22 protein-coding genes and 1 pseudogene are annotated in these 25,556 nt (G+C 62.9%); 12 read left to right on the top strand and 11 right to left on the bottom strand.

The annotated features are described in order from the left end of the window. Window positions 1-34: 34 nt before the first annotated feature. From V7Q53_RS01135 to V7Q53_RS01120, 4 genes are all read right to left on the bottom strand, one after another. On the bottom strand, window positions 35-1,009 hold the full coding sequence (locus tag V7Q53_RS01135; protein ID WP_333826523.1) for an ABC transporter permease: 975 nt from the start codon (window positions 1,007-1,009) through the stop codon (window positions 35-37). After that, window positions 1,006-1,986, bottom strand: a complete 981-nt coding sequence (locus V7Q53_RS01130) for an ABC transporter permease (RefSeq protein WP_333826522.1) — start codon at window positions 1,984-1,986, stop codon at window positions 1,006-1,008. Before V7Q53_RS01130 ends, V7Q53_RS01135 begins: the two co-directional genes overlap by 4 nt. Further along, on the bottom strand, window positions 1,983-3,506 hold the full coding sequence (locus V7Q53_RS01125; protein WP_333826521.1) for a sugar ABC transporter ATP-binding protein: 1,524 nt from the start codon (window positions 3,504-3,506) through the stop codon (window positions 1,983-1,985). The genes V7Q53_RS01130 and V7Q53_RS01125 overlap by 4 nt, the downstream gene beginning before the upstream one ends. A gap of 165 nt (window positions 3,507-3,671) precedes the next feature. Beyond that, window positions 3,672-4,646 carry a sugar ABC transporter substrate-binding protein gene (locus V7Q53_RS01120; protein ID WP_333826520.1) on the bottom strand — a complete coding sequence of 325 codons (975 nt, stop codon included), beginning with the start codon at window positions 4,644-4,646 and terminating at the stop codon, window positions 3,672-3,674. A gap of 102 nt (window positions 4,647-4,748) precedes the next feature. Here V7Q53_RS01120 and V7Q53_RS01115 point away from each other — a divergent pair, with 102 nt between their 5' ends. From V7Q53_RS01115 to V7Q53_RS01100, 4 genes are read left to right on the top strand one after another with little or no spacing between them, the layout of a single operon-like run. Further along, the gene (locus V7Q53_RS01115) at window positions 4,749-6,278 is read left to right on the top strand and encodes an FGGY-family carbohydrate kinase (protein WP_333826519.1); all 1,530 of its coding nucleotides are present in this window, start codon (window positions 4,749-4,751) and stop codon (window positions 6,276-6,278) included. After that, window positions 6,275-7,327 (top strand): zinc-binding dehydrogenase, encoded by a 1,053-nt coding sequence (locus V7Q53_RS01110; protein WP_333826518.1) that lies wholly within the window; start codon window positions 6,275-6,277, stop codon window positions 7,325-7,327. Before V7Q53_RS01115 ends, V7Q53_RS01110 begins: the two co-directional genes overlap by 4 nt. Next, window positions 7,327-7,992: a class II aldolase/adducin family protein gene (locus V7Q53_RS01105; protein ID WP_333826517.1), complete on the top strand. Its 666-nt coding sequence runs from the start codon at window positions 7,327-7,329 to the stop codon at window positions 7,990-7,992. The genes V7Q53_RS01110 and V7Q53_RS01105 overlap by 1 nt, the downstream gene beginning before the upstream one ends. 1 nt (window position 7,993) lies before the next feature. Next, complete coding sequence (locus tag V7Q53_RS01100; RefSeq protein WP_333826516.1) at window positions 7,994-8,965, top strand: sugar-binding transcriptional regulator; 972 nt, start codon at window positions 7,994-7,996, stop codon at window positions 8,963-8,965. A gap of 127 nt (window positions 8,966-9,092) precedes the next feature. Here the strand turns inward: V7Q53_RS01100 and V7Q53_RS01095 are convergent, their stop codons facing one another. From V7Q53_RS01095 to dctP, 6 genes are all read right to left on the bottom strand, one after another. Beyond that, window positions 9,093-11,000: a bifunctional sugar phosphate isomerase/epimerase/4-hydroxyphenylpyruvate dioxygenase family protein gene (locus V7Q53_RS01095; protein ID WP_333826515.1), complete on the bottom strand. Its 1,908-nt coding sequence runs from the start codon at window positions 10,998-11,000 to the stop codon at window positions 9,093-9,095. Further along, the gene (locus tag V7Q53_RS01090) at window positions 10,997-11,833 is read right to left on the bottom strand and encodes a shikimate dehydrogenase family protein (RefSeq protein WP_333826514.1); all 837 of its coding nucleotides are present in this window, start codon (window positions 11,831-11,833) and stop codon (window positions 10,997-10,999) included. Before V7Q53_RS01090 ends, V7Q53_RS01095 begins: the two co-directional genes overlap by 4 nt. 3 nt (window positions 11,834-11,836) lie before the next feature. Beyond that, the gene (locus V7Q53_RS01085; protein WP_333826513.1) at window positions 11,837-12,271 is read right to left on the bottom strand and encodes a type II 3-dehydroquinate dehydratase; all 435 of its coding nucleotides are present in this window, start codon (window positions 12,269-12,271) and stop codon (window positions 11,837-11,839) included. Window positions 12,272-12,291: 20 nt separating this feature from the next. Further along, window positions 12,292-13,584 carry a TRAP transporter large permease gene (locus V7Q53_RS01080; protein ID WP_333826512.1) on the bottom strand — a complete coding sequence of 431 codons (1,293 nt, stop codon included), beginning with the start codon at window positions 13,582-13,584 and terminating at the stop codon, window positions 12,292-12,294. A 1-nt stretch (window position 13,585) separates the two neighbouring features. Further along, window positions 13,586-14,101: a TRAP transporter small permease gene (locus V7Q53_RS01075; protein ID WP_333826511.1), complete on the bottom strand. Its 516-nt coding sequence runs from the start codon at window positions 14,099-14,101 to the stop codon at window positions 13,586-13,588. Between the two features lie 90 nt (window positions 14,102-14,191). Further along, complete coding sequence (gene dctP, locus V7Q53_RS01070; RefSeq protein ID WP_333826510.1) at window positions 14,192-15,187, bottom strand: TRAP transporter substrate-binding protein DctP; 996 nt, start codon at window positions 15,185-15,187, stop codon at window positions 14,192-14,194. A 185-nt stretch (window positions 15,188-15,372) separates the two neighbouring features. Here dctP and V7Q53_RS01065 point away from each other — a divergent pair, with 185 nt between their 5' ends. Next, window positions 15,373-16,731 carry a GntR family transcriptional regulator gene (locus V7Q53_RS01065; protein ID WP_333826509.1) on the top strand — a complete coding sequence of 453 codons (1,359 nt, stop codon included), beginning with the start codon at window positions 15,373-15,375 and terminating at the stop codon, window positions 16,729-16,731. 185 nt (window positions 16,732-16,916) lie between these two features. Here V7Q53_RS01065 and V7Q53_RS01060 read toward each other — a convergent pair whose 3' ends face one another. Next, on the bottom strand, window positions 16,917-17,387 hold the full coding sequence (locus V7Q53_RS01060; protein ID WP_333826508.1) for a hypothetical protein: 471 nt from the start codon (window positions 17,385-17,387) through the stop codon (window positions 16,917-16,919). A gap of 354 nt (window positions 17,388-17,741) precedes the next feature. Between V7Q53_RS01060 and V7Q53_RS01055 the strand changes: the two are divergent. The 7 genes and pseudogenes from V7Q53_RS01055 to V7Q53_RS01025 form a co-directional block, all read left to right on the top strand. Next, a pseudogene (locus V7Q53_RS01055) lies at window positions 17,742-17,857 on the top strand (IS5/IS1182 family transposase); the annotation flags it as partial. A 227-nt stretch (window positions 17,858-18,084) separates the two neighbouring features. Next, window positions 18,085-19,125, top strand: coding sequence for a LacI family DNA-binding transcriptional regulator (locus V7Q53_RS01050; RefSeq protein ID WP_333826507.1), 1,041 nt, complete (start codon window positions 18,085-18,087; stop codon window positions 19,123-19,125). 306 nt (window positions 19,126-19,431) lie between these two features. After that, a complete protein-coding gene (locus V7Q53_RS01045; protein WP_333826506.1) occupies window positions 19,432-20,913 on the top strand; it encodes an FAD-binding oxidoreductase in 1,482 nt (493 codons plus the stop codon). Between the two features lie 15 nt (window positions 20,914-20,928). Further along, window positions 20,929-21,696, top strand: a complete 768-nt coding sequence (locus V7Q53_RS01040) for an SDR family NAD(P)-dependent oxidoreductase (protein ID WP_333826505.1) — start codon at window positions 20,929-20,931, stop codon at window positions 21,694-21,696. A 123-nt stretch (window positions 21,697-21,819) separates the two neighbouring features. Continuing rightward, window positions 21,820-23,337 carry a xylulokinase gene (locus tag V7Q53_RS01035; RefSeq protein WP_333826504.1) on the top strand — a complete coding sequence of 506 codons (1,518 nt, stop codon included), beginning with the start codon at window positions 21,820-21,822 and terminating at the stop codon, window positions 23,335-23,337. After that, window positions 23,337-24,428, top strand: coding sequence for a glycerol dehydrogenase (locus V7Q53_RS01030; RefSeq protein ID WP_333826503.1), 1,092 nt, complete (start codon window positions 23,337-23,339; stop codon window positions 24,426-24,428). The genes V7Q53_RS01035 and V7Q53_RS01030 overlap by 1 nt, the downstream gene beginning before the upstream one ends. A gap of 96 nt (window positions 24,429-24,524) precedes the next feature. Next, a complete protein-coding gene (locus V7Q53_RS01025; protein WP_333826502.1) occupies window positions 24,525-25,514 on the top strand; it encodes a TRAP transporter substrate-binding protein in 990 nt (329 codons plus the stop codon). Window positions 25,515-25,556: the final 42 nt, after the last annotated feature.

Below are 25,556 nucleotides of genomic sequence, written 5' to 3'. Positions count from 1 at the left end.
CGGGGGGCAGGACGGCCTTTGCGCACTACAGGCGCTAGCGCATTTTGCGCTGTGCAACCGCAAGAGCCAGCGCCGAGACCAGAATGATCCCTGACAGCGCATCCTTGGTGTTGAAGTTCAGCCCCATCAGGTTCAGGCCGTTCGTCACCACGCCCAGAAACAACACGCCCGCAATGGTGCCGGGCACGTTCGGGCGGCCACGCGGGTGCAGCGCCGCACCGATGAACACCGCCGCGATCGCGTCCAGCAGGTAGGAAAACCCCGACAATGGCGTGAACATCCGGATCGAGGCTGCCGCAATCAGCCCGGCGACCGCACAGGTGGCCGCCACGCCGATATAGGACAGGATCAGCAGCCGGTTGACCCGGATGCCCGCAACCACCGCGGCAGAGCGCTGCATTCCCATCGCATGAATGCGCCGCCCCCAGATCGAGCGCTCCAGAATAACGTAGTAGATAATCGCAAGCGCGCCCGCGATGATGACCTCATTCGGCACCCCACCCAGATCGCCCATGGCGATGTTGCGAAAGCCCTCAGGCATGCTGCGATGCGAAATCGGGCCGCCGCCGTTGGTGAAAATACGCTGCACCGACGAGCCGATAAAAAAAGTGCCGATCGTTGCCATGAACGGGCTGACCCGCAGGCCGACAATCAGCACCGAATTCAGAATGCCCACCAGCGCACCGCCACCCACGCCCACACAGGCGGCGGTCAGCCATCCCGCGTCATACTCTTTCATCGCAACGATGGCGAAGGCGGCGCCGAAATCCATGGCGATGCCCACCGACAGATCAATCCCCCCGGTTGCAACAATCAGGGTCATGCCCAGTGCAAGGATCAGCAACACCGCCGAGCCTTCGACAATGTTGAGCATGTTCTGCCCCTGAAGGAAAACCGGGTTCCATGATGTGAAAAAGATCACGAAACCCGCAAACAGGAACAGAAACCCGAAGCGGATGATCAGGCCTTTCAGCCAGTGCGTGCGCGTCTGTGCGGTTGCCTCTGTCATGTCCGCCCCCTGTTTGCCAGCGCGGCAAAGGCCACGACCGTCAGGATCAGCGAGCCTTTGATGAAACCCAGCCAGAACACATTCACCCCCATGGATTTGAAACCGATGGTGATTGCGCCGACCAGCAGCGCGCCCAGCACCGCCCCCCACAGCGTAACCACCCGGCGCGGCGAAAAGGCGGCGCCCATATAGGTTGCAAGCACCATTTCCAGCATCAGGTTGTCCTCGACCCCAGGCGACGAGCCTGATCCGCGTGCGAGAACGAAGAAGCTGGCAAGAAAGCCGGTCAATGCCGCCAGCACAAAGGCCAGCGCAAAGCCGCGCCTGACATTCATCCCCGAAATCTCGGCGGCCTCGCGGTTTCCACCTCCGGCTTGCAGATGCAGGCCGAAACGGGTGCGGTGCAACAGGTGATAGAGGATCAGCACCACCAGCGCCACAATCCAGACCCCCGGCGCAAAGCCCAGAATATCGCCGTCGCGCAGCCAGATGATGAGCGGCTCATCGACATTGATCCGCCGCCGCCCGGTGACCATGTTGTTCACCCCGACCACGGCGGTGAACATCGCAAGCGTGGTCAACAGCGGGGTGACACCGATCCGCGTCACCAGCCCCGCATTCAGCACCCCCACGACAAGCGCCGCCCCAAGGCCCAGCACGGCCGCCGCACCAAGGCCACCGCCCCCTGACAGCCAATGCGCGATGATCCCGGCACACAACACGGTCGTGGCCGGGACGGACAGGTCAATGCCCCCCGATACCACGTCATCCCCGCCTGCCATCACCACCACGGCCATGCCCATACAGATCAGAACCACCGGCAAGGATTGCTCCAGCACCAGCTTCAGCGTGATCAGGCTGATGAAATTCGGAGACTGGGTGCCGATATAGATCAGCATCGCCGCAAAGATCAGGACAGGTGCCGCACCGATGGCACGGCCAGCCAGACCGGCGGGCAGGGGTGCTGCAATGCTCATATCGCGGCCTCATGTTCCGGGTCAGTTGTCACCGCCCCTGTGGTCAGGGCGATCAGCTGATCTATCGTGCTCTGCGCCGGGTCGATCCGTGCCACAACCTTGCCGCGCATCATCACCACAATGCTGTCGCACAGCCCGATCAGCTCACCCGGATCAGACGAGGAGACAATCACCCCCGCCCCCGCCTGCGCCAGCCGGTCCACCACGCCGTAAATTTCCGAGCGCGCGCCGATATCCACCCCGACTGTCGGCTCATCAAGGATGAACACATCGGCCTGCCGCGCCAGCCATCGGGCCAGCACCACCTTTTGCTGGTTCCCGCCGCTGAGAAAACGCACAATCGCTTGCGGGTTCGCCGGGCGGATATCCAGCTCACGGATTTTCTGGGCACTGCGGGCATTGGCGCGGGCGCGGTTTTCAAGGCCCATGCGCGCATCGGCCTCCAGCGTGGCCAGGGTTATGTTCTCGCCCAAGGTCATGGGCAGCACCAGCCCGTCATGCCGACGGTCGCGCGGCACCAGCGCCAGACCTTGCGAAATGGCGTCGGCGGGGCTGCGCAGGGTCACGCTGCGCCCGTGCAGCCGGACCCGGCCACCGCTTGCGCGCAGCAATCCGTAAAGGGTGTCAACCAGCTCTTCGCGGCCAGAACCGATCAGCCCGGCAACGCCCAGTATCTCACCCCTGTGCACCCTCAGGTCCACCGCGTCAAAACCCTTGCCGCTGAACGCTTCAAGCGACAGCACCTCCGCACCCCGCCTGCGGGCCCGGGTGGGGTAGATGTCATTCAGGCTGCGCCCGACCATGGCCGATATCATCGCCGGGCCAAGCCCTTCATGCACATCGTCAAAAACGGCAACATCGCTCCCGTTGCGGAAAACCGTCACCCGGTCGCAGATGTCGGTGATTTCATTGAGGTAATGCGACACATAGAGGATTGTGATGCCCCGCGCCTTCAGCCGTGCAATGGCGCCCATCAGCGTGCGCACCTCTTCGCTGGCCAGCGGCGCGGTAGGCTCGTCGAAAACCACAATCCGGGCCTGTTCGTCGATCAGGGCGCGCGCAATCTGCACCAGCTTGCGCTCTGCCGTTCCCAGATCGCGCACCAGTTTGTTGCCCGGAATGGCGACACCCAGCACGTCCCGCAGGAATGCTTCGGCGCGTTCGCGCATCAGACGGGTCCGCAGCCCGAAGCGCCCCTGCAGTTCCTGCCCCATGAAAACCGATTCCGCGACGGTGAATTGCGAAACCAGATGCAGCTCCTGATGGATGAACCGCACCCCTGCCGCATGGACGCTGGCCGGGCTTATCTGATCAACCGGGCGCCCGCCAATGTGCAGGCTGCCTTCCTCTGGCGTATAAACACCTGCCAGAACCTTGATGATCGTGGATTTTCCTGCTCCGTTCTCACCCACCAGCCCATGTATCTCACCCGCGTTCAGGCGCAGGCTGGCGTGGTTCAGGGCACGCACGCCGGGAAAGTCCTTAACAATCCGGCTCAGGTCAAGCACTGGGTCTGTCATATCAATCCGGGTCCGTCAGGGCAGGTTGCAAAGGCTGGTGCCGGGTTTCACGGGCAACATGCGCCATGTCAAAGGAATGCATCAGTCATACGGCTGAACACCCGGGTTTCCGGCCGGCATACAGAACCGGCCGGAAACCGTGCGGGCGCCAAGGCGGCGAACCGCTCAGTTCAGCGTGCCGTAACCCAGCGCCTCATAGGCCGCGATAGCACCTTCGCGCCCGGCAACCGGAATGACATCGACATAGGTTTGCGTCTGCAACGCCTCACCGGCGAAATGGCGCGCGACATTCTGCGCCGAGATCGAACCGATCAGGCGCGGTTGCTGGGCGACATTGGCCACGAAGGGGCTGCCCTCTTCAGCCATGATTTCCATGGTGTCGGGGCCGCCATCCAATGCGGTGACAATCACATCGGCGTCACGCCCGGTTTCTTCCAGCGCCTGAACGATGCCAATGGCGGGCTGGTCCCAGCAACCGACATGGATGGCGTCCAGCTCGCCCACGGGATACTGGCTCAGCAGATCCAGCGTCTGACGGCGGGCATCTTCGGGGGCATTGGCAAATTCTTCCGCCAGTTCCGGCTCGATGATCTCGATGCCCGGATAATCCTGCAACACATATCTCCAGAGCTGGGTGCGGATCGCGCAGATGCGCAAGGCATTCTCGAACGCATTGAAGACAGCCACCCTGCCCTCGCCGCCCAGTGCATCGGCCATGTAGCGGCCGATGGTTGTGCCCATGTAGTAATTGTCTGACGTGGTGTTGTTGATCGAATGCGGGCTGGGGTGATCGACGGTGAACACCGGGATACCGGCGCTGCGCAGGGCCGCAAGCTTCGGCTCCACCGAACCGTCACCCAGAATGGAGATGACCGCATCCACCCCTGCGGTGCGCAGAATGTCGTGATTATCGGCATGGACCTGATTGTCCCGCCCGCCATCGACCGCCCGGACGGTTCCGCCAAGCGATTCGATGGTTTCAACCGCCCCCGTGAATGCTTCACGGTCCCAGAAGTGTTGCGTTCCCACCACCGCAACGCCAATGGTGAGGCCTTCCAGACTGAGCTGCTCATCGGCCATCGCGCCGCCAGCCAGCATGGCTGACACGACAACCCCGGTAAACATGTTTCCGTAACGCATTTGTCCCTCCCTGAACGCTGCATCGTTGCTCCGCTCCAGTGGAAGCACAGCTATTTACTTTTGTCAAATTTATTGGCACTTGTATTTTCAGGAGGAAAGAAAATGGCAGCCGTCAGACTGGGCCTCGACATCGGAACCACCGCCATCAAGGCCGCCGCCTACGACCCGGAGGGCCGTTTGCTGGCGCGTGCCGAGCGGGTTTCGCGCACGATCACACAGTCGGGCGGCAAAAGCGAACAGGACATGCAGGCGGTGTGGCAAGGCGTGACCGACACGCTGCGCAGCCTGACGGACGCACTGGGAGATGCAACCATCACATCGCTGGGCCTTTGTGGTCAGGGTGACGGGCTCTGGCTGACCGACAGCGCCGGTGCGCCTCTGGGCAACGCTGTTCTGTGGAACGATACGCGCGCCGCCCGCGATGTCAGCGCGCTGAACGACAGTGGCGCATCCGACAGCGTGGCGCTGGCCTGCCACACCGCCCTCTGGCCCGGAACCTCGGGGCCGATCTGGCGCTGGATCGAGCGCCATGAGCCTGAGCGCGCCGCCCGCGCGGCTCACGCCCTGACCTGTGCCGACTGGGTGGGTTACCGGCTGACCGGCCAGATTGCGACCGATTTCAGCAATGCCTCGATTCCGTTTCTCAACTTCGCATCACGCGCCTATGACGACGCCGCGCTGACCGCACTGGGCTGCGAAGGCCTGCGCCCCCTCCTGTCAGCGCCGCGCCGTGCCGATTCGTTGCTGGGCACCCTGATGCCCGAGGTGGCGCGAATCACCGGCCTGCCTGCGGGCCTGCCGGTTTGCGTGGGAACGCTGGACCTTGCCGCCATGATCGTCGGCATGGGGTTGCGTGACCCCGGCGAAAGCATGCTGATCATGGGCACCACCGCTGTGGTGAACATTCTCACCGATCACGTCACACCCACCAACCGGCCGGTCGGCGCATCGGCGCTGCATCCGACCTCGGGCGCGATCATCCGCATTTTTGCACCGACCACGGGCACCGGCGCGTTTGACTGGTTCGCGGGACTGCACCCGCTCAGCCTTGGTGGCGCCAATACCGCCGAGGTTGCCGACAAGCTGAATGCGCTGGTGCATGACGTTCCGCCGGGCGCAAACGGCGTGACCTTCCTGCCCTATCTGAACGGCGAGCGCGCACCCTTCGTTGCCCCGGAGCTGACCGCAGGCTTTTACGGGCTGACCGCGCGCAGCACAAAGGCTGACATGGGCCGCGCCGTCATGGAAGGCACCGCGCTCAGCCTGCGCCACTGCCTTGATGCCGAAGGGCGCACGAATGAGCGGCAGGGCATCGGCGGCCCGGTCAAGCTGGCGGGGGGCGGGTCGCGCAATCCGGTCTGGGCGCAGATCATCGCAGATGTCGTGGACACACCGATTGCGGTGGCAAAGTCATCCGACCATGGGCTTTGGGGCGCTGCATGTCTTGGTGCCGCCGCCGCGGGCGAAGGCGATGCCATAACTCTGGCCGCGCGCGCCGAAGACCTGATCCACTTCGCCCCTTCCCCTGAGCATGCCGCGCAGTATGGGCCGGTTTTCCGCCGCTACAAACACCTGTCACACGCGGCCCGGGCCGTCGCCCGCAGCATTGCTGAATCAGAGGATTACCCATGAGCAACATGATGAAAGCCGCTGTTTACCACGCGATTGACGATATCCGGATTGAAGAGCGGCCGGTCCCCGAAATCGGCCCGGGGGAGATGTTGTTGAAAACCCTCGCCTGCGGGCTGTGCGGCGGCGAGGCGATGGCGTGGTACAAGAAAGCACAGCCAAAGGTGCTGGGCCACGAACCGATTGGCGAGGTGGTCGAACTGGGCGCGGGCGTCACCGATTTCAGGGTCGGAGACCGGGTTTTCGTCAACCATCATGTCGGGCGGATCGACAGCCATCTGTCGCGGCGCGGCCATTTCACCCGTGACCCGTTCTACAGCCAGATGAAGCTGGATCCCGGCGGGGTCTGTGACTATTACCGCGTCACCGCGCAACATCTGGCGATGGATGCGCACAGACTGCCCGACAGTATCAGCACCGACGCCGCAGTAACGATCGAGCCATGGTCCTGTGTCTTGTCCGGGCTGAAAACCTGCCACATCCAGCCCGGCGATACGGTCGCGGTGCTGGGCGCGGGGTTCATGGGTCAGGGCTTTGTTCACATGGCCCCCCTGTTCGGCGCGGGCAAGGTGATTGCGCTGGATTTCTCGGACTGGCGGCTGGAACAGGCGCGGCGCTTCGGCGCAACGCATACCATCAACCCCAAAGACATCGACGCCGCCGAGGCGCTGCGCGCGGTGAACAACGGCCGCCTTGCCGATACCGTCATCGTAACCGCGCCCTTTGCGACCGCGTGGCAATCGGCGCTGCAATGCGTCGGCGTCGGCGGCTGCCTGCATCTGGGCGCGCCCCTTGCCCCGGGGACAGACTGGGTGCAGGACGGCCACAAGGCCTATTTTGACCAGATCACCGTCACTTCACGGTATTCATCTGACCATACCGACACCTACAGCTACATCCGCCTGCTGGAGGCCGGACGCATCAGCGCCGGTCAGGCCATTTCGCACCGCTTTGACATTGACCAGTCAGCCGAAGCCTTCCGCCTGCTTGTCGAAGCCGAGAAATCGCTCAAGATCGTGGTCTATCCCCACGGCCTGCCGGAGGTCGCGTAATGCTTGAAGCGCTGAAACAGGAGGTCTGCGACCAGAACCACGAACTGCCCCGCGCGGGCCTTGTGGTGGGGTCCGGGGGAAATGTCTCCGGGCGTGATCCGGAATCCGGGCTGGTCGTGATCAAGCCGTCGGGAGTGAAATTCGCCAAACTCACACCTGACACGATGGTTGTCGTCGATCTGGACGGCAATGTTGTCGAGGGCACCCTGCGACCCTCGGTCGATACGGGCATTCATCTGTATCTTTACCGCCACCGCCCCGATATCGCCGGTATCGCGCATACCCATTCACCCTATGCCACCAGCTTCGCCGCCCGGGGCGAACGCATCCCTGCGGTGCTGACACCGATCACCCATATGATCGGCCGCGACGTGCCCTGTTCGCGCTATGCCACACCCGGCGAGGTTGATACCGGCGCCGCTATCCTTGAGGCGGCGGCAGGGGGCTATGCCGCATTGGTGCGCGCGCATGGTGTCTTCACCATGGGCAAGTCGGCAGCCGAGGCAACCGCCATCGCCATGTATCTGGAAGAGGCCGCGAAAACCACGCATCTGGCCATGCTGCGCGGCCCGGTCGAAGAGCTGTCACAGCAAGAGATAGACCGCTGCTATGCATGGTTTCGCCAAAACTATGGCCAGTCCGGTTCCAAGCCCGTAAGTTCATAGAATGCAGGATGAACCGCTCAGCTCCAGAACCGACAAGCACGCGCTTCTGGCGAATGTGGCGCTTATGTATTTCGGGGAAGGGCTGACGCAAAGCGACATCGCCAAGCGCCTGCAGGTCAGCCGTGCCACCATCGTCAACATGCTGCGCGAAGCCCGCGACGCCGGAATCGTCGATATCCGCGTTGACGGCCGCAGTCTGGCTGCCTCGTCGCTTGGCATGGAAATCCGCGATGCCTATGGGCTGGAAGATGTCTATGTCGCGCAGAACGCGGCCTCTGGCAGCACCGTCGCGCGGGTGGAGATGCTGCGCCATCTGGGCCGCGTCGGCGCCATGGCGCTGACCGATCTGGTCCGCCCGAATGATCGTCTGGGTGTGGCCTGGGGGGAGACCATCCGCGCCGTGTCCGAGCATGTGCCGCGCGTGGCAACATCCGGCGTAGAGGTTTTTCAGATGATCGGCTCGATGATGTCGGAAAGTGTGCCGACATCGGAGGGCTGTACGATCGAAATTGCGAACATGCTGGGCGCGACCTGTTTTACCCTGCACGCCCCCGCCATTGCCTCGACCGCGCAGGTCGCAAAGCTGTTCCGCGCCGAACCGACGATCCGGGCACAACTGGACGCCTTGGCGCAGCTGGACATGGCCGTGGCCTCGGTCGGAAATACGGCAGACGAAACCCATCTGGCCCGCGCGCATATGGTTACACCGGCGGAGCTGGACGCAGCGCGCAAGGCGGGTGCCGTCGGCATCCTGTGTTGCCGCTATATCGACGCTGAAGGGCATGTGCTGCGGATGGCCCCCGATGAGCGGCTGATCACGACCGAGCTGGAAAACATCCGCCGCGCGTCGCGCCGGTTGCTGGTGGTCGGCGGCGCAGACCGGCGCGACGCGGTGCGCGCCGCCATCCGCGGCGGCTATGTCTCGCATCTGTGCGTTGACCGCACGCTTGGTGAAGCCCTGCTGAAGCAATAACGCAGCCCCGACGGCACTGCGCGCAACCGGCATTGACCGCTTCGCTGTTGTCGAAGACGCTTTATGCCGATGTGATGCCCGCAGGTTCCGGAACGGGCAGCAATCACCGAAGTAACCGGCGTTCTGGTCACACGCGCGGAAACCCGGAAGGCCGGGCGAGACGGCGTTGCGCGGCCAGCCGGAACGGCGCATTCGCGGCGCCGTATCCGTCATAGCCGCCACGCCGCTCGACGATCTCGAAGAACATGCCATCGGCGAAGGGGCGGCCGTAGAGCTGGAAAAACGCGCTGCCCGGCACGGCCTCGTCACGGTCATAGAGGATGTTGCGGGCCTTCAGGGCTGCGATGCGTTCGGGCGGCAGGCCAAAACGGGCGGCAAGGTCATCATAGTAGTTCGCGCCGATCGGCAGCGCTGCAAAGCCAAGTTCGGCCAGCCGGTCGGCGGTGGCGAGAATGTCATCGGTGGCGAATGCGATATGCTGGGTGGCGGCGCCGAAACTGTCGGTCAGAAAGCGCCCGGCCAGTGTGCGCGGCCCCTGCGCACCGTTCAGCGTGACCCGCAGCGCCCCGGCACGCACGGCCTGACTGCGCACCAGCCCGTCAGGGTCTGCCACATCAAGCATCGGCATCTTTTCGGCCTCAAACAGCGTGCTGTAGAAAAGCGTCCAGCTCAGCATCTCATCGTAGGGCATGGTCTGGGCGATATGGTCGATGGCGGTCAGACCCGCACCCATCGGCCCCTCGCCTTCTGTCTCGACGAGACCGGCGGTCAGAAAATCAACCTTCCACAGGCTGGCGGCGCTGTCGCCGGTATCGACAAGGCGCAGCAGGCTTCCCCCGACACCGCGCAGCCCGGGGATGGACAATTCACCCGGCCCCGGCCCGTCACCGAAAGGGTCAGCCCGCAGCGCCACACCACGGGCGAAAACCGCTTTGGCATCGGGCACGGCAAGGGCGATTTCACTGACGCAGGTGCCATGATTGACATAGGCCGTATGGGCAAAGCCGTCGGTGGCGGTGTTCATCAGAATGTTGATATCCCCCTGCCGGAACCGCCGCACCGGCTTTGAGCGGTGGTTTCCTGCCTCGGCAAAGCCCAGCGTTTCCAGCAAGGTGGCAAGCTGGGGCGCCTCATCAGCGGAGGTGGCGAATTCGACAAAGGCCACCCGTTTGACCGGCTCAGGCGGCGGAAAAGCGGGCAGATCGACGCTCAGCGCGGGTTCCGCGCGCCGCACCCGGTCCATCAGCGCGACAAGCGAACGGTGGCCATCAAGTGCTACCAGCCGCGGCAGGCCCGCGCGGAATTCATCGTTGAACACTTCCAGACTGAGCGGCCCCTTGTATCCCGTCGCCGCAACCGCCCGCATGAAGCCCGTCACGTCCAGATCACCCTCGCCGGGCATGTTGCGGAAGTGGCGGGACCAGTAGAGCAGGTCCATCTCGATTTTCGGCGCATCGGCCAGCTGGACAAAGAAGATGCGGTCGCCGGGGATGGCGCGGATCGTATCAGGGGCAATTCCGCGCCCAAGGGTATGGAAGCTGTCAAGGATCAGCCCGACAGCGGGGTGATCCGCGCGGCGCACCACCTCCCATGCATCGCGGTGGTCATTGATGTGGCGGCCCCAGGCGAGCGCCTCGAACCCCACGCGCAGGCCCTGCGCGGCGGCAATCGTGCCAAGCTCGGCGAAGTCATCGGCCAGCCGGTCAATGCCGCCCATGGATTCCGGATGCACCGAGGAACAGACCAGCACCAGATCCGCGCCAATCTCGCACATCAGATCGAACTTGCGCCTTGCGCGGGCGAAGGCGCGGTCGCGCAACGGCGCGGGCAGCCCTTCAAAATCGCGGAAGGGCTGGAACAGGGTTATTTCCAGCCCGTGGTCGCGCACCATGCGCCCCAGATCTGCCGGGGCGATGTCGGAGGCGATGAAATCCTGCTCGAATATCTCGACGCCGTCGAAACCCGCCGCAGCGATGGCTTCCAGCTTTTCCTGTAGCGTTCCGGCGACCGAGACTGTGGCGATCGAGGTTTTCATGTCACTTCCTCGGCGGCAAGGTCGGCACGCAGGCGCGCCTCATCCAGCGGCAGGCCGGAGAAGAGCTGCCAGGCATCGACGGCCTGCCCGATGAACAGCTCGAACCCCGAGATGGTTTGCAGCCCGGCGGCTTGGGCGTTGCGCAGAAAGCGGGTCTCTACGGGCGTATAGACCGCATCGAACGCCCATTGCGCCCCGCGCATCATGGCGGGCGGCAGCGGTGTGCCGTCATGGCCGACCATGCCGACCGGCGTGGCGTTCACGAGGCCCGTGGCACCAGCGGCCAATTCCGCGACATCGGTTCCGGTGCGCAACCTCAGGCCTGAAAAGCTTGCGCGCAGGGCGGTGGCCAGCGCGTCGGCGCGGTGCAGGTCAGTATCGGCAAGCCGTATCTCTTCAGCGTCGAGCGAGGCGAGGGCGAAGCCGATCGCGCGGCCGACGCCGCCTGCGCCGATCACCAGAACCACGCCGGGCACCGCATCGCCTCGCGCCTTGCGCCAGGCCGCAATGAAGCCGGAATGATCGGTGTTGAAGCCGCGCGGCATGTCACCGTCGAACAGCACGGTATTCACCGCCCCCAGCGCGCGCACCCCGGGGTCATCTATACGCACCCGGGCGGCGGCGCGTTCCTTGTAAGGATAGGTGATGTTGATCCCGCGATAGCCCGCCGCCTTCACATGATCGAACAGCGTATCAAAATCGCGCCCCATCTCCTGCGGCACAAGGCGGTCATAGGTCACCTCCTGTCCGTTCTGACGGCCCGCGAGCACATGAAACCGGGGCGCGCGTGAGGCGCCGATATTGTCACCGATCAGCCCCAGTTTCAGCGTCATCTCTCAGCCCACCATACGGCAGGCCGCCTCGACCGCGGTGCGGTAGCCCTGCGGCCCCAGCCCTGCGATCACCGCCGTGGCGACCTTGGACACCAACGAGTGGTGATAGACCGCCTCACGCCGGTGAATGTTGGTGATGTGCAGCTCGATCACCGGGCCGGGGAACATCTTGAGCGCGTCCATGATCGGCACCGAGGTGAAGGTCAGCCCGGCGGGGTTGATGATGATGGCGCAAGCGCTTTCGTCAATCGCCTGATGGATCCAGTCGATCAGCTGGTATTCAGCGTTCGACTGGTGAAACACCAGCGCACGCGACCCGGCGGCGGCGCGCGCCATCGCTTCGACCTCGGCCAAGGTAGTCGCGCCATAGATCTCTGGCTCGCGGGTGCCGAGGCGGTTGAGGTTGGGACCGTTCAGAACGTGGATGGCGCCGGACATGTGGAAAACCTTTCTTTAAGTCAGCCCTGATAACCAAACTGCCGGGGCAGCCAGAGCACAAAATCGGGGAACGCAGTGATCGCCGCCAGTGCCAGCAGAAGCACGCCGATGAACGGCACTAGATCGCGGATGATATGGCGCAGCTTGGCGCCGGTGATCGACTGCATGATGAAGATCAGCAGGCCATAGGGCGGCGTCACCAGCCCGATCATGATATTGACCACCGCCACCACGCCGAAATGCACCGGGTCGATCCCCAGCGCGACGGCTGTGGGGATGAACACAGGCACGATGATCAGCAGGATCGCGGTGCCCTCCAGCATCGCGCCGACCAACAGCAGCACGATATTGACGAGGATCAGGAACTGAAGCGGCGTCAGGTCCCAGCCCGCCAGATAGATGCGCAGGGTCTGGGGTATGTTCTCGGCGGTGACGACATAGTTGAAAACCAGCGCACCGGCGATCAGCATGCCGATGGAGGTGGACGAACGCGCACCCGAGACAAGCGCACGGTAAAGCTGCCCCACCGAAATGGAGCGGTAAAGCAGTGACGACACCAGCAGCGCATAGGCGGCGGCGACGGCGGCGGCCTCAGTCGGAGTCATCGCGCCGGAATAGATGCCGCCCAGCAGAACCACCGGCATCATCAGCGCGGGAAAGGCACGGAAGGTGATGCCCGGCAACTCGCGCACCGGGACCGGCGGCTCGACCGGGAATTTCAGGCGGCGTGACTGGACGGCGACAAGCACCATCATCACCAGCGCCATCAGGACACCGGGCAGGATACCGGCCAGAAACAGGTAACCGATAGATGCATTCGAGACCAACGCATACAGCACCATCGGGATTGAGGGCGGGATGATCGGCCCGATCACGGCGGCACTGGCGGTCAGCGCGGCGGCGAAGCTTTTGGTGTAGCGGCCATCGCGGGTCATCATGTTGGCGATGATCCTTCCGGTGCCCGCCGCATCGGCAAAGGCCGAGCCTGACATGCCCGAAAAGATCAGCGATTGCACCACATTGACCTGCGCCAGCCCGCCCCGGAAGCGCCCGACAAAGGCATTGCAGAACCGCAAAAGCCGGTCGGTCATGGAACCCGTGTTCATCAGTTCCGCCGCCAGAATGAACAGCGGCACGGCGAGGATGACATAGCCCGTGAACATGCTGTTCAGAAGGCGTTCGGCCACCAGCCCCATATCCTGCCCGCGCATGTAGAGATACAGCACCGAGCCGGAGATCATCGACAGCCCTATCGGCAAGCCCAGCACGGCAAGGCCGCAGATCACCAGAAGGGCGGCGGTGAAAGGGTCCATCCTAGTCTCCTTTGGCGCGCGTTTGCGGCTCTTCCGGTTCCGGGGACATCGGGTCATGCCCCGCAATCGCGCGTCCGGCGAGCCAGAGGTACCGACAGATGACCGCCACCGCGAAAAGCACATAAACCGAGAAGAGCCAGTCGTAGCGGATGCGCAGATAGGCGGTGCGCTGCACCTTCATGAAGGTGACGTAATCCCAGACCGCAGGCAGCGAGAGCAGGAACAAGCCCACAATACCCACCGCCGTGATCACCAGAAAAATCCGGCGCAGCCAGGGCGGCACCGAGCCATAGACGATGTCAAAGCGGATTTCTTCCCGTTCGCGCAGCACGAAACCCGCGCCGAACAGCACCAGCCAGACCCACATGACCGAGCTCAGCTCAGAGGCGCTGCCGGAAGGCCAGTTGAGCACATAGCGAAACAGGATGGTGACGAGGAAGGCGCCGAACATGACCGCCAGCATCAGTGCCGCCAACGCCTCCGCGCCCCGGCTCAGCCAGAAGGCAAGTTTGCGCAATGCCTGCACCGGACCCGTTCCCCGTTGTTGCGAATGGAAAATGTTGAAAACAGCGCGGCGGCTACCCCGATAGCCGCCGCGCCCGGCATGTCAGAGGGCGTTGATACGCTCAAGCATGCCTTCAGGCCAATCCGCCGACAGGGGCGACGCCAGATACCGCTCCTGCGCATAGGCGCGGAAGGCGTCCAGATCCGGGGTGTAGATTTCGACACCCTGCCCGGTGAAATACTCAACCAGCGCGGCTTCGCTGCTCTGATGTTCAGCGGCGCTCCAGGCCATGGCGTCATCCGCCGCTGCCTGAAACTCTGCCTGCTGCTCGGGCGACATTTCGTTCCATGCGCTGGACGAGATTGTCAGCAGATCGAACGCCACCAGATGCGAGGTCAGCACGATCTGGCTCATCACCTCATAGAATTTCATGTTCTGCACGTTCGGCAGCGGGTTGTCCTGACCATCGATCGCGCCGGTCTGAAGGCCGGTGTAAACTTCGGCATAGGCCATCGCTGTCGGGTTCGCGCCAAGCGCCTCACCCAGAAACTGCCATGACTCGCCCGGCGGCATACGCAGCCGGATGCCGGCCATGTCGGCGGGGGTATCGATGCGCCGGTCAGGGCGCAGGCCGACATAGCGGGTGCCAAAGAAGGTGGGGCCAAGAATGTGAATGCCCAACTGCTCTTCAGCCAGGGCCTTCATCTCGGCACCCGCGTCGGATGCAAAGAAGGCCGCAAGATGATCAGCATCGCGGAAGATGTAGGCCGAGGTAAGGATCGACCACGCCGGGATCTGGTTTGAGATATCCTGCGGCGCGATATTACCCATTTCCAGATTGCCGCGCTGGAGCGCGACTAGCTCAGTTCCCTGCCCGAAAAGGGTGCCGCCGTGATGCACTTCCAGCGTGAAATCCTCGGCGACCGCCTCTGCAAGGCGCTCCATCATGCGCGCCCGGATATCCTGATCCGAGAAGACCGCCGAAAAGCGCAGGTTCGTGGTATCTTGCGCCAGTGCGCCGCTCAACGGCGTCGTCGCCATGGCGAGCGCAACCGCACCAGCCGCGAAAAGACCGCGGCGCGTAATTCCGTTTCTCATCTTATCCTCCCTGAACGTGTCCCCGGGCGCGGCAAGCTCCATCCCCCCGCGCACTGCACGGCTGACCTTACATCACCGTTTATCGTTTTCAGCATATTTTTTACATTTCAGATGATGCTTTTTGTTATCTCATATATAAGTGGCGCGTTGCCGATAACCGTCGAACTGACTATCAAGAGAGAACCATGGAGCAAGCACCCGTCGTTGACGCAATGATCGATACCGCCAGTGAAGCCTGCTATCGCGCAGTGCGGCGGGATATCATTCTTGGAAAGCTTGAACCGACGGCACGCCTGCGCCTTGAACGCCTGCGAGAAAGCTATGGCGCATCCGTCAGCACACTGCGCGAAGTGCTGAACCGGCTGACGGGCGAGCGGCTGGTGGTGGCCGAGGGACAGCGCGGCTTTGCGGTCGCGCCTGTCACGCAGGAAGAATTTGGTGATCTGGCCTCGCTGCGTGAACTGCTGGAGGTGCATGCGCTTCAGCAAGCCTTCGACAAAGGTGATCTGGAGTGGGAAGGCCAGGTTGTCGGCGCGTATCACAAGCTGGGGCGAATCGAAGCGCGGATGCTGCAGGGCGAGCACAGCCAGTCCGAGCTGTGGAAGCACTATGACAAGGAGTTCCATCACCGTCTGATCGCCGCCTGCGGCTCGGACGAGCTGCTGAAGGCACATGCCAGCGTATTCGACCGCTATCTGCGCTACCAGATCATTGCGGTGATCTTTCGCGGGGCGGAAGCCGCCTGTGAACACCAGCTCCTGCGCGATTGCGCGGTGGAGCGGGACGCCGGGCGCGCGGCGCGGGTTCTCTCGGGCCATATCGCGGCCTGCGTTGAACATACAGCCGCCGGGGGGATGCTTGCCCGGGGCGATGCAGCGGCCAGCTTTTCCCCTGCACGCGACTCTGTTTCGGCCACAACCTGGCAGCAAGTGCGCGGCGATATCCTGAGCGGCAGGCTTGCACCCGGCCGCAAGCTGAAACTTGAACGGCTGCGCACCGATTACGGCGCTTCCGTCAGTATTCTGCGCGAAGTGCTGAACCGGCTGGCGACCGAGGGTCTGGTGATCGCAGAGGGTCAGCGCGGCTTTGAGGTGGCGCCGGTCTCGCCCGACAATCTGCGCGAGCTGGCCGAATTGCGCCTATTGCTGGAAGAACGCGCGCTGGCCGATTCCTTCCGCAATGGCGATGTCGAGTGGGAGGCCCGCGTGATCGCGGCCCACCACAAGCTGGCCGCGATGGAAGAGCAGATGGACCGGGGCGACCATTCGCAGATTGATCTGTGGAAGCGCCGGGACTGGGGTTTCCATCAGGCGCTGATTTCCGCCTGCGGCTCGGATGTCCTGATGCATCTGCATGGGGGGGTCTTCGACAAATATCTGCGATACCAGATGATCGCGCTTTCCTTCAGGGGCCGCATTGCCGCCGCCGAGCATCGCGCACTGCTCGACGCCGCTCTGGAGCGCGACCACGACTCGGCCAACAGGATCCTGAAAGCGCATCTGCTGGGCGGTGTCGAACATGCACTGAAAAGCGAAACCATCTGACCGGCGATGTCACGACGGCGCTGATGCGTTGGTCTTGACGCTCTGTTCAGGCGAGGCGATTGCGCAGGGAGCCTGTCAGCTGCACGAGGGCAAAGGTCTGCGCTGCACGATATTCAAAAACCCTGACCCCCTTGGCCGCAACTCATTATTGCGAGAGCGGCAGAACCGGAGAATACGATCGGAACTCACCAAGGAATATCATCATCGGGATCCGAATGGGCGTGCTTTTTGGCAATCGGTCTTTCCTGACCCTGAATACTTTTCCAGATTTCTACAAGCTTCTCGGTCACCGCAACTTGTTGCTCAATGAACGTCGCGCCCCGGTGTTCCATCGCACCGGCAAAATGTACAAGCACACCAAAGGCGTCTTCATCTGTCAGAAATGTCCCAAGGAACTCTTTTGGAACGCCGCTGCGCATTGCTCCATAATGAATGGTTTTAACAAATATTTCCCTTTCATTCCTGTCCCTTGCCCATGACGGCATGCGCTCTTCTCCGGCCGCGATGGCGCGGGAAGCGGATTGCTGGTTGGCGTAATGAATGCGGCTTCTGGCGGCCAGATGGCTCTGGAACATCACGAATATGATGTAGGCGACAAGGGACAGGCCAAATGTTGGCCATGCAAGAAGAAGTGCCAATAGAAACAAAATAACCAAAACTGATACACCCTGACATCGTTAAAACCCAAGCGCGCACCAACGGAAGCATCGCTCATCATATGCCAAGCTTTTGTTTATCAATCATGTCCATATAGGGGCGGAAAAAGGGTGGATAGGAGGAAGGAGTGAATTTGTCCGCTCCGGTCCCTCGGTCTTTGCTCGGCCCGGACCGACAGTTGAGCAGGAATTGCCCGCCATTCATCAAGAACCTGTGCGCTCAGGTCCTCCAGTTCTGTGCAAGCGTCCCGAACCCCGCTCGGTCGCGTACATCCTCGAGTGCGTAGGCCCATTCTTCCTATGGGTTGTCGCCGTCGCGGCCCGCACCGCGCAGAGCATCTCTAATAGTCTGACATCAACCGCAATGGTTTGCGGAGGTGTGATATCTCAAGGAACATGACCCTCCGAAGACGCTCTTCACTCGTCGGAAGCGATGGGGGGACAAGGGTGTCTTCGCGCGGAGGATGAAATCCTGGCCTCCGAGGCGCCGGTTCCAAAGACCGCGACCGCCGCCCGATCCGCTTCTTAATGACCGCAGGTCAGGAGGTGAAGTTACTTGAGTTCAGGCGTCAGGTCCGCTGGGTCACCGCCTCACATTGAGGTAGGGATGCGTGTAAGCCGCGATGTTGATTTCTACGCGATTTTAAGCGAGAATCCTGCGGCACCTGAAACAGCATACGCACGATTGGCTCCTATCATGACCAAGATCACCTTGGCCGACGTTGCCAGACGTGCAGGCGTCGATGTCTCGACAGTCTCGCGCGCGCTGCGTGGCGAGCAAAGCCAGCGTATCAGGCCCGAAATGCGCGCGCGCATCCTGCAGGCAGCGCAGGAACTGGACTATGCGCCAGATCCGCTCGCGCGTGCGCTGCGCACCGCGCGCACCCACAGCCTTGCCATCGCGATCCCTCAGATCGACAACCCCGTCTTTTCCGAGGCGATCCGTGGTGCTGAGGAAGCCGCGCGCATGGCAGGGTTTTCGCTGCTGATCTCTTACCGGCCGGAGGAATGCGAGGCGCCCGGGGGGCTGAAGCAACTGGCGCGCGCGCATCGGCTGGAAGGGCTTCTGGTCGCCAGCCTCGATGCCAATGAGCGGGTTCTTGAAGAGGTCGAGGCGGCCGGTGTGCCCTGCGTCGTGCTGAACCGCTCTTTGCCCGGCGCAGCCTTTTCGGTGGCGCTGGACACCCGCACAGCGGCGCACATCGCGGTCGAGCATCTGATATCGCTGGGGCATCGCCGTATCGCGCATCTTGCCGGTCGGCCGACAGGGTTCAATGCTGGCGAACGGATTCTTGGCTACCGCGAGGCGCTGGCGGCACATGGGATAGCTTTTGATCCTGATCTGGTGGTGCCGGCCGGCTACACTGCCGCGGGCGGAATCATGGCATTGGACCGGCTGCTGCAACAGTCCTGGTCTGGTAATTCTCAGCCCACGGCAATCTTCGCGGCAAGCCTTGTAAGTGCCACTGGCGCGCTGAGTGAACTTCATCGCCGCGGCATCTCGGTGCCGGGGCAGATGTCATTGGTCGCCATCCACGATACACCGGTAGCCGATGTCATGCAGCCGCCGCTGACCACGGTGGCCACGCCGACCAACGACATGGGCCGTATCGGCGTGGAGATTCTGCTGGAGATCATTGCCGGAAATACGCCCGCCCGGGTTGCACCGCTTCCCCCTCGTGGTCTGGTGCTGCGCGCTTCGACCGCAGCACCCAGGGGCAGATTCGGGAACGCCTGACCGAATTCCCCACGCATCCACCGCCAGGAAATCAAAGGCTCTGCCCGTTAGAGTGACGCTCTGACGTAGCGACGCCGGACTGCCTGCCCGCCGCGAAGCAAGCGGCAGGCAGTCCTGAAAAATGAATTTCTTACGGCGCTACATAAGCTCAAGCGGTTCAGTTGACTTCGTGCAAAACAGGGTATTGACACGACGATTTAGCGTCGGATAGGCTTGAACAATCGATTGTTCACATGTCGGTGGAAAGCTTCAGGCGAATGACGCCGGGCAAGACGTTTCAAAGGCAACATGGAGGCGACGCAAAGCATGGAAGCGCTTTTCGCAAATTATCCCGTTGTTGATGCCGGGATTCCGAGCGATCGCCTCGACCGGCTCGTGGCGGATCTCGGTGCCATCCTCAAGCCCGATCAGATCGTGGTCGGCGCTGCGGCACGCCAGCGCTATCCCGGCGACCAAAGCTGGCTGACAATCGCTTTCGCAGCACATGACCGACCGCTCAACCGGCCCGATATCGTTGTCGCACCAACCTCGACCGAGCAGGTGGCCGCTGTGATGCGTCTGGCGCATCGGGCCGGGGTGCCGGTAACGCCGATCGCCGGCGCGTCGGGCGTGCAGGGCGCCGCGAACGCCAATTGCGGGGGCCTGCAGATCGATTTGCGGCGGATGGACCGGATCCGCCATCTTGATCCGCTTTCGCAGACCTGCACAGTCGAGGCAGGACTGATCATCAGAACCTTTGAAAGCTGGCTGACGGAGCGCGGCTGGACATTCACTCACGACCCCGCTTCGGCGGAATGGGCGAGCGTCGGAGGTGCGGTGGCGGCGCGTGGCTCGGGCGTTTTGTCGTCGAAATACGGCAACATCCAGGATCATGTGCTGTCGCTGGAGGTGGTGATGCCCGACGGCGACGTCGTCAGCCTTCCGGCGGTGCCAAAGCATGGTGTCGGCCCCGAGCTGACGCAGCTCTTCGTCGGCAGCGAGGGCACGCTGGGTGTCATCACAGCGGTCCGCGTAAAGATCCGGCGTCAGCCTGCCAAGCGCTCCTTTGCAGCATTCGCGTTTGAAACCCTGTCAGAGGGCATCGCCGCTGGCCGCGAAATCATGGTCAGCGGTCTGAGACCCCCGGTTATGCGCCTCTATGATCAGGACGCCACACACCACAGCCTGGCCCGGATGGTCGAGAACGAACTGACCGGTCCGGTGATGATCATCATGACTGACGGAGACCACGCCGCTCTTGTCGATCTGGAAGCCGCCCTCTGTGCCGAGGTTTGTGCGGCACATGGAGGGCGCCCGCTGGGGTCGGCTATCGGCGAAGCCTGGTGGGCGAACCGCTATGCACTGTCGCACCCGCCCTTTGCACCGTCGCTCCCACAGATCTGGTGCACGATGGATGCAGTCGCTGACTATGCACATATCGAGCAACTTTATACCGGGGTGACTGACGCGATACGCGGTGCGGTGGGTCCGGAGTGGTCGCTTGGCTTGAAGACCCATTTGTCACACTGGTTCGAATGGGGCGCGATGATCTATCCCCGCATTACCATCCCCAACGGACCAGCGGACCTGGAAACCGCCGTGGCCCTGCACGATAGCATCGTACGTGCCGCATCGGTGGCGGCACTGAAGGCCGGTGGGTTGATCAACGATCACCATGGCGTGGGTATGCGGCTTGCCCCCTTCATGGCGGACCAGTTCGGTCCGGAAGGCATGCGGCTTCTGCAGGCGATCAAGCGCGGCATCGATCCGCAGAACACGCTCTGCCCGGGAAAGCTCAACCTACTTTAGTGACGGAGCGGACGAATGGACCTCGGGTTGACGGGACGCATCGCGATTATCACTGGCGGGGCCCGTGGCATCGGCCTTGCCCACGCGCGCGCCCTCGGTGCAGAGGGGGCGCGCGTGGCGATCACCGACATCGACGGCCCTGCCTGCAACACTGCGGCCGCAACGTTGCGCAACGCTGGGGTCCACGCCATCGCCCTGCCCGGCGATGCCACTGATGAGCAGACAGTGGCTGACACCATTGCGAGCGTCCTCGAAACCGAAGGCCGGATCGATATCCTTATCAACAACGCCGGCATCGGCGTGAAACCCGCGTATCCCGTCGCCGAAATGCCGGCTGAAGCGTGGGACCGGATGATCCATGTTCATATGCGCAGCGCCTTCCTGTGGTCGCGGGGCGTCATCGCGCCGATGCGCGTCAACGGATTTGGCCGCATTGTCAGCATGTCTTCCATGAACTTCACTGGCGGCGGCCGCGTCGGCGTGGCGCATTACGCCGCCGCCAAGGCCGGGATCGTCGGCATGACACAGACCCTCGCCAAGGAAGTCGGCCGCGACGGGATCACCGTCAACGCGGTGGCGCCAGGCTATGTTGCCACCGAACTGATCGCCGGGTTCGACGCGGCGACACGCGCGCTCTTGTGCGCCCAGAATCCGATCGGGCGCCTGTGCGCGCCTGAAGAGGTCGCCGCCGCAGTGACCTTCCTTTGTTCTGCGCAGGCGGCCTTTATCAATGGCGAATGCATTTGCATCGACGGAGGGCGGCGTGATTTCTACTGGAGCTGAGCGCACTGCGGGGAGGGATCGGAGCGGTGATCGCGGGCCGAGTCGCGGCCGGTCTTGGCGCAACAATCCGGGGCGGAAGTGCATCCTGCATGGCAGTGCCAGAAACAGCGGGCAGAGGGTATCATGAGTGAAAGCTTCCTGATGGGCGTTGACGTAGGCGCCGGCAGCCAGAAGACTACGATCATCGACTCGGATGGCAATGTCCGTGGGACGGCAGCCTGGCCGGTGCGGACGCACGCGCCGAAGCCGGGCTGGAGCGAGCAAGACCCCGAGGACTGGTGGGCCGCACTTTGCAGAACCGCCCCGGCCGCGCTGCGTGAGGCCGGTATCCGGAGTGACCAGATTGCCGGTATCGCCTTCAGCGCCGGTGCTCACACTCCGGTGCTGACCGATCGTTCCGGCGTGGTGCTCCGTCCGGCAATTCTGTGGAGCGACGTGCGCAGTGGTGCCGAGGCCGCCGAACTTGCGTCCCGGCACGGCGAGGAGATCTTGCGCCTCGGACTGAACCATCCACAGCCGACCTGGACGCAATCCCAGTTACTCTGGCTGATGCGCCATGAACCTGAGGTAATGGAAAAAGCGGCCCGCCTGTATGTTGCCAAAGACTGGCTGCGCGGTCGCCTGACCGGCAGCTGGGAGACCGATCATACCGAGGCGGTGGGTACACTGCTGTTTGACGGTCGCGCGGGTGCCTGGTCTCCGCGGCTTTGTGAAATGATCGGGCTCGACATGGCGCTGCTGCCACCGGTGGTGCTTCCGACTGACGTCGTCGGGCGCGTGCGCCGCGATGCGGCCGAGGCCACCGGACTTGCCGAGGGCACGCCAGTGATCTGCGGCAGTTCGGACACCTCGGTCGAAACCTTTGGTGCAGGGGCAATCCATGCAGGCGATGGCACCGTCAAACTGGCGACAGCTGCGACCGTCAGCGTCGTCGGCACGGCACCCTTGATCGATGCTACACTCATTAACTACCCCTTCGCCGTGCCCAAGCTGTGGTACACAATGGGGGCCACCAATTCATGTGCCTCTGCGCATCGCTGGCTGGCCGAGACATTTTACGCCGATGCCGCGGGCACTGCGTCTGAGCAGTTCGCCGTCATGGATGCGATGGCGGACGAGGTGCCGGCAGGGGCGAGCGGGCTGATTTTCCACCCCTATCTGCAGGGCGAACGATCACCGCACTGGGATCCCAGATTGCGGGCTGATTTTATCGGCATCACCTTCGGCCATGACCGGCGTCATTTCGTTCGCGCGCTCTACGAGGGGGTCGCCTTTTCGCTACGCGACGTGCTTGGGCAATTGCAGGACAAGGGGCTCACCATGCGCGAGGCGACGATCATCGGCGGTGGCTCCAGAAGCCTTCTGTGGCGTCAGATCGTGGCTGACGTGCTGGCCATGCCGATCTGTGTGCCACGGGTGGCCGATGCGTCTTTCGGCGCGGCGCTGGTGGCAGGCATCGGCGCGGGGGTGTTTGCCGATGCCACCGAGGCAGTGGGGCGCACGGTGCATATTGAATATCGACATGAACCCGACCGCGCGCGCAGCGCATTCTATGCCGAGATGCACGCTGTCTATCGCGACGCGGCACGCGCCATGCAACCGATCAGCCACCGGCTTGGTCAGCTCGCGGAGGGTAACTGATGCAGCGCGCATTCGGATTTCCGGGGCTGTATCTGCAGGGACCGGGCGCCTTGAACCGGCTCGCTGAGGTCATGTCGCCCCTCGGACGGCGTGCCTTTGTGGTGATCGATCCGGTAGCAGCCGAGCGCATTGGTGCCAGTGTTGAGGCGCAACTGGCCAGTGCAGGTTGTTCCGTGACGATGGCGGTCTTCGGCGGCGAATGCACCGCAGCCGAAATCGAACGGCTGGTCGCACAGTACGCCCAGGACGCCGCCGACGTCATTCTCGGCATCGGTGGGGGCAAGGCAATTGATGCGGCCAAGGGGGTGCAGATCACCACCGGAAGGCCATTGATCGTGGTGCCCACCATTGCCTCGACCGATGCCCCCACCAGCCGGCTTTGCGTGATTTACACGGCCGATCACGCCCCCAGCGAAGTGCGCAAGATGACGACCAATCCCGCCGTCGTGCTGGTCGACACCGAGGTGTTGGTGCAGGCGCCGGTCCGGTTCTTTGCCGCTGGAATTGGCGACGCGCTATCAAAGAAATTCGAGGCCGCTCAGTGCTTTGATGCAGGCAGGTTGAATTTCCACGGCTTCCGCCCGCCAATGCTGGCGCTGCATCTTGCCGAGCAGTGTTTTGCGACAATTCTCTCGCATGGTGAGGCCGCACTCGCTGCGGTGCGCGCGCAGCGCGCCGATGAGAGCTTCGAGAGAACGATCGAGGCCACCATTCTGATGTCCGGCCTGGCATTTGAAAGCGGTGGGCTCTCTGTGCCACATTCGCTCACGCGTGGTCTTGCGACGGTGCAGGAGCTGTCCGGCGCCCTCCATGGTGAACAAGTCGCCTTTGGCCTGATTGTGCATTTGCTGCTCGAAGGCGGTAATTCCAAGTATCTTGACCGATTGGTGCCGCTCTATCGGGCGATGGGCCTGCCGCTGTCGCTGACCGATATGGGCTATCCGGGCGATCCCGCGCCGGTAATCCCTCAGATTGCTCAGGTAACGATGGAGCGCGCACCCTACATCCACAACTTTGCCTCAAGGATCACACAGGACCGGCTGGAGGCCGCCCTGCGAGAGGCGCAAACCCTCTTCGGGACGGCGCATTGAGGAGTGCGCTGCCCTGAGACACTACCTGGTTTGCCAACCGCGGCATCCCAAACTGCCGTCTCTTCAGGACGGTGCAACACAAGGGAGGAGAATGTCATGAAATTTCTTAGAAGCGTGGCGCTGTCGCTCGCGCTGGTCGGATCGACCGCCACCGCCGTTGCCGCGCAGACCGTCGTGCGGGTCGGCAGCATCCAGTCCGAGACTTTCTACATGAACCCTTTCATGGAGAAGTTCTTTGAAATCGTGAACGAGCGCACCGACAATGCCTACGATTTCCGCATGTTCTACAACAGCACTCTCGGCAACGAGACCGCGATGTTTGAGCAGCTTCAGGCCGGAACCCTGCAGATGATGCTCGGCTATTCGGCCATCCGCGGCAACTGGCTGCCAGCGATGGAGGTGATCGGCCTGCCGGGCCTGCTGAGCGACTTCGACGAGGTGCACCAGATCCTCAACGGCGAGATTGGTGAAGCGCTGGCAGAGGAGTTCCGCGCGACCACCGGCGTGCGCAACCTGTGGTTCATCGATCAGGCTTATCGCAATGTCTTCCTCAATAACGTGCAGGTAGAATCGATGGCCGATCTGGAGGGTGTGCGCCTTCGCTCGCCGGACTCACCTCTCTATATCAGCGTGCTGCGTGCGCTGGGAATGAACCCCACACCGATGGGCTTTGACGAAATCTACACCGGGGTGCGCACCGGCGTTGTCTCCGGCCATGAGCAGGAAACGCCCGGCGTCATCGCCATGCGCTTTTACGAGATCGAGAATGTTGGTGTCATTACCGAACATCTCTATCAGTCCGCGCTATGGGAAATCAGTGACCGCTTCTTCCAGTCACTGCCGGAGGATCACCAGGAGATTTTCATAGAGGCGGCCCGCGAGGCCGGAACATGGTTCCGTCCGCAGACCGGAGAAGCTGCCGAAGCCAACGCGCGGCAATACCTGATTGAGAACCACGGCTTCACCTTCGTTGAACTGGACCGCGAAGAACTGGCCGCGACCTATGCCGCCATGGCGCAAGCATACGCCGAACAGCGCGGGATCGCGGACTGGGTGCAGCGAATCCGGTCGGAGCTGGGCAAATAAGGCCGAAGGCGGCAATCGGCCCTGTGGCGGCGCCCACCGGGG

This window comes from Pararhodobacter sp. (assembly GCF_036802785.1).
Lineage (GTDB): Bacteria > Pseudomonadota > Alphaproteobacteria > Rhodobacterales > Rhodobacteraceae > Pararhodobacter.
This window is presented reverse-complemented; position numbering and strand designations above follow the sequence as displayed.

Bases quoted from the DNA above. Each gene is read 5' to 3' on its own strand.
- V7Q53_RS01125 (WP_333826521.1), bottom strand. From the start codon at position 3,506: ATGACAGACCCAGTGCTTGACCTGAGCCGGATTGTTAAGGACTTTCCC.
- V7Q53_RS01095 (WP_333826515.1), bottom strand. From the start codon at position 11,000: ATGAAAACCTCGATCGCCACAGTCTCGGTCGCCGGAACGCTACAGGAA.
- V7Q53_RS01090 (WP_333826514.1), bottom strand. From the start codon at position 11,833: ATGACGCTGAAACTGGGGCTGATCGGTGACAATATCGGCGCCTCACGC.
- V7Q53_RS01045 (WP_333826506.1), top strand. From the start codon at position 19,432: ATGGAAGCGCTTTTCGCAAATTATCCCGTTGTTGATGCCGGGATTCCG.
- V7Q53_RS01120 (WP_333826520.1), bottom strand. From the start codon at position 4,646: ATGCGTTACGGAAACATGTTTACCGGGGTTGTCGTGTCAGCCATGCTG.
- V7Q53_RS01085 (WP_333826513.1), bottom strand. From the start codon at position 12,271: ATGTCCGGCGCCATCCACGTTCTGAACGGTCCCAACCTCAACCGCCTC.
- V7Q53_RS01100 (WP_333826516.1), top strand. From the start codon at position 7,994: ATGCAGGATGAACCGCTCAGCTCCAGAACCGACAAGCACGCGCTTCTG.
- dctP (WP_333826510.1), bottom strand. From the start codon at position 15,187: ATGAGAAACGGAATTACGCGCCGCGGTCTTTTCGCGGCTGGTGCGGTT.
- V7Q53_RS01135 (WP_333826523.1), bottom strand. From the start codon at position 1,009: ATGACAGAGGCAACCGCACAGACGCGCACGCACTGGCTGAAAGGCCTG.
- V7Q53_RS01040 (WP_333826505.1), top strand. From the start codon at position 20,929: ATGGACCTCGGGTTGACGGGACGCATCGCGATTATCACTGGCGGGGCC.
- V7Q53_RS01110 (WP_333826518.1), top strand. From the start codon at position 6,275: ATGAGCAACATGATGAAAGCCGCTGTTTACCACGCGATTGACGATATC.
- V7Q53_RS01035 (WP_333826504.1), top strand. From the start codon at position 21,820: ATGAGTGAAAGCTTCCTGATGGGCGTTGACGTAGGCGCCGGCAGCCAG.
- V7Q53_RS01050 (WP_333826507.1), top strand. From the start codon at position 18,085: ATGACCAAGATCACCTTGGCCGACGTTGCCAGACGTGCAGGCGTCGAT.
- V7Q53_RS01030 (WP_333826503.1), top strand. From the start codon at position 23,337: ATGCAGCGCGCATTCGGATTTCCGGGGCTGTATCTGCAGGGACCGGGC.
- V7Q53_RS01105 (WP_333826517.1), top strand. From the start codon at position 7,327: ATGCTTGAAGCGCTGAAACAGGAGGTCTGCGACCAGAACCACGAACTG.
- V7Q53_RS01025 (WP_333826502.1), top strand. From the start codon at position 24,525: ATGAAATTTCTTAGAAGCGTGGCGCTGTCGCTCGCGCTGGTCGGATCG.
- V7Q53_RS01080 (WP_333826512.1), bottom strand. From the start codon at position 13,584: ATGGACCCTTTCACCGCCGCCCTTCTGGTGATCTGCGGCCTTGCCGTG.
- V7Q53_RS01115 (WP_333826519.1), top strand. From the start codon at position 4,749: ATGGCAGCCGTCAGACTGGGCCTCGACATCGGAACCACCGCCATCAAG.
- V7Q53_RS01065 (WP_333826509.1), top strand. From the start codon at position 15,373: ATGGAGCAAGCACCCGTCGTTGACGCAATGATCGATACCGCCAGTGAA.
- V7Q53_RS01130 (WP_333826522.1), bottom strand. From the start codon at position 1,986: ATGAGCATTGCAGCACCCCTGCCCGCCGGTCTGGCTGGCCGTGCCATC.